This window comes from uncultured Streptococcus sp., from assembly GCF_915066115.1.
Classification (GTDB): Bacteria; Bacillota; Bacilli; order Lactobacillales; family Streptococcaceae; genus Streptococcus.
Genome location: NZ_CAJZDT010000179.1, coordinates 1 through 2,807, shown reverse-complemented (window position 1 = coordinate 2,807; position 2,807 = coordinate 1). Strand labels below are relative to the sequence as shown.

The 2,807-nt window shown below is 40.6% G+C and carries 3 protein-coding genes and 1 pseudogene; all 4 read left to right on the top strand.

Annotated features, from left to right (window positions below; all coding sequences use genetic code 11):
* Positions 1 to 707: pseudogene (locus QZ565_RS09160) on the top strand (metal ABC transporter permease); the annotation flags it as partial.
* A gap of 25 nt (positions 708 to 732) precedes the next feature.
* A complete protein-coding gene (locus QZ565_RS09155; protein WP_295528537.1) occupies positions 733 to 1,665 on the top strand; it encodes a metal ABC transporter substrate-binding protein in 933 nt (310 codons plus the stop codon).
* 122 nt (positions 1,666 to 1,787) lie between these two features.
* Positions 1,788 to 2,282 carry a thiol peroxidase gene (gene tpx, locus QZ565_RS09150; RefSeq protein WP_033682328.1) on the top strand — a complete coding sequence of 165 codons (495 nt, stop codon included), beginning with the start codon at positions 1,788 to 1,790 and terminating at the stop codon, positions 2,280 to 2,282.
* A 78-nt stretch (positions 2,283 to 2,360) separates the two neighbouring features.
* The coding region (locus QZ565_RS09145; protein WP_295528534.1) for a metal-dependent transcriptional regulator at positions 2,361 to 2,807 on the top strand (447 nt) is incomplete at its 3' end.

Here is a 2,807-nt window from a genome sequence, read left to right as displayed (position 1 = left end):
GCTCTCACGCAGTTTTGCCCGGCGTAGCCCTTTCCTTTATCTTGGGAATTGATTTCTTTATTGGAGCGATCATATTTGGCTTGATGGCTTCCATCATCATTACCTACATCAAGGGAAACTCCATCATCAAGAGTGACACTGCCATTGGTATTACCTTTTCATCTTTCTTAGCCTTAGGTGTCATCTTAATTAGTGTTGCCAAGAGTTCAACAGACCTCTTCCATATCCTTTTTGGGAATATCCTCGCTGTCCAAGATACGGACATGTGGATCACCATTGGTGTGGGTGCATTGATTCTCTTGATTATCGGGATTTTCTTTAAACAACTATTGATTACATCCTTTGACGAACTCCTGGCTAAAGCCATGGGAATGCCCGTCAATTTCTACCACTATCTGCTCATGGTGCTCTTGACCCTTGTGTCAGTCACTGCCATGCAAAGTGTTGGAACTATTCTTATCGTGGCCATGTTGATCACCCCAGCTGCGACGGCTTACCTTTATGCTAATAGCCTAAAGAGCATGATTTTTCTTTCATCAACCCTAGGGGCAACCGCTTCTTGCTTGTGACGCTTTATCGGCTATAGCTTCAATCTCGCAGCAGGATCCAGCATCGTGCTCACATCCGCCAGCTTCTTTTTTATCAGTTTCTTTATCTCTCCAAAGCAACGATACTTGAAACTAAAAAATAAAAAAATCAATAAATAAGGGGAAACCCTTTTGGAGGAATCTAATGAAAAAATTAGGTACATTGCTTGTTCTTTTTCTTGCTATCATTGGATTAGCTGCCTGTGCTAGCGGAAAAAAAGATACAGCATCTACAAATCAAAAACTAAAGGTTGTAGCAACTAACTCTATCATTGCTGATATTACTAAAAATATCGCTGGTGACAAGATTGATCTTCACAGTATCGTTCCTGTTGGTCAAGACCCACACGAATACGAACCACTTCCTGAAGATGTCAAGAAAACATCTCAAGCTGATTTGATTTTCTATAACGGTATCAACCTTGAAACAGGTGGCAATGCTTGGTTTACAAAATTGGTAGAAAATGCCAAGAAAACTGAAAACAAAGACTACTTTGCAGTCAGCGAAGGTGTTGATGTTATCTACCTTGAAGGCCAAAACGAAAAAGGCAAAGAAGACCCACACGCTTGGCTCAACCTTGAAAACGGTATGATTTTTGCTAAAAATATCGCAAAACAATTGAGCGCTAAAGACCCTAGCAATAAGGAATTCTACGAAAAAAACCTCAAAGAATATACTGATAAGCTAGACAAACTTGATAAGGAAGCTAAAGAGAAATTTAACAACATCCCTGCTGAGAAAAAACTTATCGTAACCAGTGAAGGATGCTTCAAATACTTCTCTAAAGCCTATGGTGTTCCAAGTGCCTACATCTGGGAAATCAACACTGAAGAAGAAGGAACACCTGACCAAATCAAGACCTTGGTTGAAAAACTTCGCCAAACAAAAACTCCTTCACTCTTTGTAGAATCAAGTGTGGATGACCGTCCAATGAAAACTGTTTCTCAAGACACAAACATCCCAATCTACGCACAAATCTTTACTGACTCTATCGCAGAACAAGGTAAAGAAGGCGACAGCTACTACAACATGATGAAATACAACCTTGACAAGATTGCTGAAGGATTGGCTAAATAAGCCTCTGAAAAACGTCATTCTCACATGAGCTGGCGTTTTTTCTATATCCATATTTCCGGTCAAATCATTGGAAAATTCCGACTGTTTCAGCTAAAATGGAAGAAAAAAGATTGGAGTATCCTATGGTAACTTTTCTCGGAAATCCTGTGAGCTTTACAGGTAAACAACTACAAGTCGGCGACAAGGCTCTTGATTTTTCTCTCACTACAACAGACCTTTCTAAAAAATCTCTAGCTGATTTTGATGGCAAGAAAAAAGTCTTGAGTGTCGTGCCTTCTATCGATACAGGTATCTGCTCAACTCAAACGCGTCGTTTTAATGAAGAACTTGCTGGACTGGACAACACAGTCGTATTGACTGTTTCTATGGACCTACCATTTGCCCAAAAACGTTGGTGTGGTGCTGAAGGCATTGAAAATGCCATCATGCTCTCAGACTATTTCGACCATTCCTTTGGACGTGATTATGCCCTCTTAATCAATGAGTGGCACCTATTGGCACGCGCAGTTTTTGTCCTCGATACTGACAATACTATTCGCTACGTTGAATATGTGGACAATATCAACTCTGAACCAAACTTCGAAGCTGCAATTGCAGCTGCTAAAGAACTAAATTAGAAGCCATTGTGGCAGATAGCTAGAGAAATCTAGCTTTTTTTGATATACTAGATAAAGATATTAGACAAGAGGAAACGAATGACGCCAAATAAAGAAGACTACCTAAAATGTATTTATGAAATCGGTACGGACATGCAAAAAATCACCAATAAAGAAATTGCTACCCGTATGCAGGTCTCTCCGCCTGCTGTAACAGAGATGATCAAACGCATGAAAAGTGAAAATCTCATCCTCAAGGATAAGGAGAACGGCTATCTATTGACAGATATTGGCCTCAAACTGGTCTCTGAGCTCTATCGTAAACACCGTTTGATTGAAGTCTTTCTAGTTCACCATCTAGACTATACTAGCGATCAAATCCACGAAGAAGCTGAGGTCCTAGAACACACAGTCTCTGACCTATTTGTAAAGAGACTGGATAAACTGCTTGGTTTCCCTCAAACCTGCCCCCACGGTGGAACCATACCAGCTGAGGGAGAACTTTTGGTTGACATCAATAATCTGCCACTACCAGCCCGTCAGGAG

Coding starts and splice junctions, on each gene's coding strand:
- QZ565_RS09155 (WP_295528537.1), top strand. CDS start 733: ATGAAAAAATTAGGTACATTGCTTGTTCTTTTTCTTGCTATCATTGGA.
- tpx (WP_033682328.1), top strand. CDS start 1,788: ATGGTAACTTTTCTCGGAAATCCTGTGAGCTTTACAGGTAAACAACTA.